Genomic DNA, 5,103 nt, shown 5'->3' with positions numbered 1-5,103 from the left:
CCTGTGCAATTCGCGCGCGCCCAAGGGAATAGAAAAAGAGCAATGGCAGGCTGTAAAAGCCGCACACAAAGGCTACCAACTAGGCAACGAAGTACTACTTTTGTTAGCGCATGTTGCTTACAGCACCGAGTTTTATAACCTGAGTGTCAACGAAGACCTCACCATCCATATTCCCGACACGCTGGCGGACTCAGAGTTACAAAAAGCGATGGCCAAAGTACTGGTACCGCCGCCACAAGCTAAGAGCGATGAGATTCTCGCGCCTTCGGGCGGAATGTATTATTCACGCGAAGCGCCCGACATGGACACGTTCATTAAAGAGGGGGATCACTTTGAGGCGGGCGAACCGCTCTTCATTGTTGAAGTCATGAAGATGTTCAACAAGGTCAATGCACCGTTTTCTGGTGTGATCGAAAAATGCTTGATTGAGAACGATGGAGAGATCATCAAAAAAGGACAACCGATCTTTAAGATTGTTCCGGATGAAAAAATTGAAACCTTAAGCGATGAGCAGATAGCCAAAATTAAAACACAGGCCTGTTCAGTATTTATTGATCGCATTTAAATTAATTGCTCTTGGATAAAAGCTGGAAACAAAGATGATTACAGGACTAGACCATATCGCAATCGCCGTTCCGGATCTGGAAAAAGCCATACAGCGCTTTGTAGAAGATTTCGGATTAACATTCAAAGGTAAAGAAGATGTGGAAGACGCCTTAACAAGTACCGCGTTTTTTCCTGTCGACAAGCCGAGCATTGAGCTCATTCACCCGCTTCGCGGACAAGGCCCTGTTCAGAAGTACCTCGAGAAAAAAGGCGGCGGGATGCACCACCTGTGTTTTCGTAGCGATGATATCGAAGCCGACGTTGAACGATTGAAAGCCAAGGGCTATCAATTCTTAACAGAAGCCCCCACCATAGGTGCGCATAATTGCCGTGTGATCTTCATCCATCCTAAAAGTTGTGATGGCGTCTTAGTTGAGCTGAATCAACCTCAATAGTTATTCGATCCATGACAATACAGATTCACCCTAAGTCATATGGATGCCACTCAGGGTCAAACAACACACTCATCAATATAAAAGCGAACTAGCAGAGTTCATATATGACTGACAAAAAACGCGAAGACCTAACCGCCTGGGAGGCATTAGCCACCAAACAGATGAAGGGCATGACGCCGGAAGAGATGACATGGAACTCGCCGGAAGGTGTTCCGATCAAAGTACTTTACACTGCTGACGACACGAAAGACCTGCAACACACCGACACTCTCCCGGGAATGGCCCCCTATGTTCGAGGGCCGATGGCAACCATGTATGCAGGCCGACCTTGGACGATACGCCAATATGCGGGTTTTTCTACCGCAGAAGAGTCAAATGCCTTCTACCGTAAAAACCTCGCTGCGGGCGCACAGGGCGTTTCTGTAGCATTCGATTTAGCCACTCACCGCGGCTACGATTCGGATCATCCGCGCGTCACCGGCGATGTGGGTAAAGCCGGTGTCGCCATCGATTCAGTCGAAGATATGAAGATCTTGTTCGATGACATTCCGCTAGACAAAGTCTCCGTATCGATGACCATGAACGGCGCAGTACTTCCCGTCATGGCAAATTACATCGTGGCTGCGGAGGAACAAGGGGTTTCTCAAGCACAATTAGCGGGCACGATTCAGAACGACATTCTGAAGGAATTCATGGTGCGTAATACCTATATTTACCCACCAGCACCATCGATGAAAATTATCGGCGATATCATCGCCTACACATCCCAGAACATGCCACGCTTTAACAGCATTTCAATTTCCGGCTATCACATTCAAGAAGCCGGTGCCGATGCCGCTTTGGAGCTCGCTTATACCTTGAGCGATGGCCGCGAGTATGTGCGCACCGCACTGAACGCAGGTCTAGAAGTGGATGCCTTCGCACCCCGCCTCTCGTTTTTCTGGGGCATCAGCATGAACTTCTACATGGAGATCGCCAAGCTTCGCGCTGGCCGATTGCTGTGGCATCGCATCATGTCGGAGTTCAATCCAAGCAACCCAAAATCCAGCATGCTTCGCACACACTCACAAACCTCTGGCTGGTCGCTTACCGAACAAGACCCATACAACAACGTGATTCGCACTACGATTGAAGCAATGGCAGCAGTTTTTGGCGGCACTCAATCTTTACACACCAATGCGCTAGATGAAGCCGTCGCCCTTCCGACTGAGTTTTCAGCACGTATTGCGCGAAACACGCAAATCATCATTCAGGAAGAAACCGGCATTACGCAGGTTGCCGATCCATGGGGCGGCTCCTATATGATGGAAACGCTCACTCAACAGATCGCTGATAAAGCGTGGGAGTTGATTGAGGAAATCGAAGAATCTGGCGGTATGGCAAAAGCCATAGAACAAGGCCTGCCGAAAATGCGCATTGAAGAAAGCGCAGCGAAGAAGCAAGCGCGAATTGACCGTGGTGAAGACGTGATTGTTGGGGTAAACAAGTATCAGCTCGACCACGAGGACGATCTGGATATTCTTGAAGTCGATAATGTCGCTGTGCGTGAATCGCAAATCAAGCGCTTAAACGAAATCAAAGCATCCCGAGACAATGCTGCCGTTGAGAAAGCCTTGGCCGCTCTGACTGAATCAGCGAAAACGGGCGAAGGCAATCTACTGGCTTTGAGTGTTGATGCGGCGCGCCTAAGAGCCACTGTCGGCGAGATTTCTGATGCTCTGGAAGCGGAGTATGGTCGCTATCAGGCAGAAGCACGAACAATTAGTGGCGTCTATGGTGCGGCCTATGAAGAAGATGCAAATTGGAACATGATTAAAGACGATATTGCAGCGTTTGAGAGCGAGCATGGCCGGCGACCACGCATGCTGGTTTGCAAGATGGGGCAAGACGGCCACGATCGCGGAGCGAAAGTGATCGCAACTGCGTTTGCCGATGTCGGATTTGATATTGATTTGAGCCCGATGTTCTCGACCCCTGAAGAGGTCGCCAAGCAAGCGATTGAGAACGACGTGCATGTTATTGGGGTGAGCTCACAAGCTGCGGGTCATAAAACGCTCGTTCCCTCACTTATAGAGGCATTGAAGGCTCAAGGCGCAGACGATATCGCTGTGGTTGCCGGCGGTGTGATTCCAAAACAAGATTACGACTTTCTGTTTTCTGCTGGGGTGAAAGGCGTCTTCGGGCCAGGAACACCCATTCCTGATGCAGCACGTCAGGTGCTTGAAGCGATCAAAGGCTAAAGACGAAATGATGGATTCTGCCACCGGCATTGAAGCACTTGCTCAACAACTTGTCTCGGACAATTCTGAGCCAGTGCGACGAAGAGCCCTCGCAAAATCCATCACTCTAATTGAGAGCACAAATCCTCAACATCAGGTGCAGGCGCAAGCGCTTTTAAATCGGATTTTACCTCAAACAGGCAAGGCAAAACGGATTGGTATCAGCGGCACGCCCGGTGTTGGCAAGTCGACGTTTATTGAAGCCTTTGGTCTGCATCTAATTGCACAAGGTTTCCGTGTAGCGGTGCTTGCGGTCGACCCAAGTTCCCCTCTCCGCGGCGGCAGCATATTGGGCGATAAAACACGTATGGAGCGACTTTCTCGCGCTGAAAACGCCTTTATCCGACCCAGCCCTTCTTCCGGCGCGCTTGGCGGCGTTGCACAAAAAACACGTGAAAGCATGCTTTTATGCGAAGCCGCAGGTTTTGATGTCGTGCTCGTTGAAACAGTTGGCGTTGGGCAATCCGAATATGAAGTCGCCTCAATGGTCGATTTTTTTATGGTTCTAATGCAACCTAACGCAGGCGATGAACTGCAAGGCATTAAGCGCGGCATTATGGAGTTAGCCGATGCTCTCGTCATCAACAAAGCCGATGGCGACAGCTTAAAGCAAGCAGAAAGAACCAAGCAGCACTGCGAAAACGCCCTACATCTCATGCGAGGTGAAGGCGATTGGGAGCCTGTTGCGCTCACTTGCTCGGCACTCACAAACAACGGTATGGAAGATATTGAGGCGATGCTTGATCGCTTTTTTGAGCAAGCAAACAGCTCAGGCTCACTCTCCGAAAAACGAAACAATCAATCCAAGGCTTGGCTAGAGACTCTCATCGAGCAAGAATTAAAGCGCATGTTCGAAGAGCACCCCTCGGTAAAAGAGCACCTTGCTGAACAACAAAAGGCCGTTATAGTCGGTCAAAGTACGCCGTTTGAGGCCGCCCAACATCTTTTAAGGCTGTTCAGTTCCTAAGTGCCCTCTTTCCCGCACTTAGAGCGTTGCGAAGTTCTCTTCAAAGAACTAAATTTTTCACGCAACCCCCATCCTCCAAACCGATAGGTTTTTTAAGCCGTTCTCATTTCATTGAGCATAAGAAGCGTTTTTTTAGACGGCTGAAATTTATTGAACTAATCTTAAAGTTCCAAGATCGTTAAATTTTTAGGTGCTAACGAGAGCTTTAGAGGCTTACGTGCGCGGTTTTACCAAGGTCTTTAAGAAAGAATAATGTCATCGAGCCATATCAACAAGCCTAGCCCTCTCGACAAGACGAGCAAGACAGAGGTCAAAGTTCCGGTAGAAGTTCTTGAAATCGGTATGTATGTTTCCAATCCTGATCGCCCATGGACGGAGCTTCCCGTGCTCCTGCAAGGCTTTAGGATCAGCTCCATCGATGACATCACCATGTTTCAAACCCATTGCAGCCATGTATTTATCGAAACCGATGACCCACGTTGGCTCAAGGCTGAAGAAGCAACGCAAAAAACGCCAACTCAGTTAATCGCCGGATTTCGCGAAACACGTGACATTCATGAGGAAATGCCCCGCGCTAAGTTCACTCTAGAGAAAACTCACGAACATATCGAAAAAGTACTAAACGACATCAACAACGGAGAAGCATTTGCTGTCGAAGAATCTCGCGCCGTTGTGCGCGAGTGCATGACGAGTATCATCAGCAACGCAAACGCGATGCTTTGGCTTACCAAGATCAAGAACGAAGACAAATACACCTCTGAACACTGCATGCGCGTAGGCGTACTTTCAATCGCATTTGGTCGTTTTTTAGGTCTTCCGGACCAAGACCTTCAACTGCTCGGCTTAGCAGGCATGC

At 49.1% G+C, this 5,103-nt stretch carries 5 protein-coding genes; all 5 read left to right on the top strand.

Annotation, left to right across the window (positions count from 1 at the left end; translation table 11 throughout):
• Positions 1-565 (top strand): acetyl-CoA carboxylase biotin carboxyl carrier protein subunit (locus A3751_RS10370; RefSeq protein ID WP_156492371.1); only part of this gene is annotated, 565 nt, incomplete at its 5' end.
• Between the two features lie 34 nt (positions 566-599).
• Complete coding sequence (gene mce / locus A3751_RS10365) at positions 600-1,001, top strand: methylmalonyl-CoA epimerase (protein WP_068455418.1); 402 nt, start codon at positions 600-602, stop codon at positions 999-1,001.
• A 104-nt stretch (positions 1,002-1,105) separates the two neighbouring features.
• Entirely contained in the window at positions 1,106-3,241 is a 2,136-nt protein-coding gene (gene scpA / locus A3751_RS10360) for a methylmalonyl-CoA mutase (RefSeq protein WP_068455415.1), read from the top strand.
• A 7-nt stretch (positions 3,242-3,248) separates the two neighbouring features.
• Positions 3,249-4,247 (top strand): methylmalonyl Co-A mutase-associated GTPase MeaB, encoded by a 999-nt coding sequence (meaB, locus tag A3751_RS10355; protein ID WP_068455412.1) that lies wholly within the window; start codon positions 3,249-3,251, stop codon positions 4,245-4,247.
• Positions 4,248-4,499: 252 nt separating this feature from the next.
• Positions 4,500-5,103, top strand: a 604-nt coding sequence (locus A3751_RS10350) for a DUF3391 domain-containing protein (protein ID WP_156492370.1), incomplete at its 3' end; no start/stop codon positions are given.

It is taken from the genome of Oleiphilus sp. HI0080, from assembly GCF_001635135.1.
The sequence above is the reverse complement of the archived record's forward strand: the minus strand, read 5'-3'. Positions and strand labels throughout refer to the sequence as shown.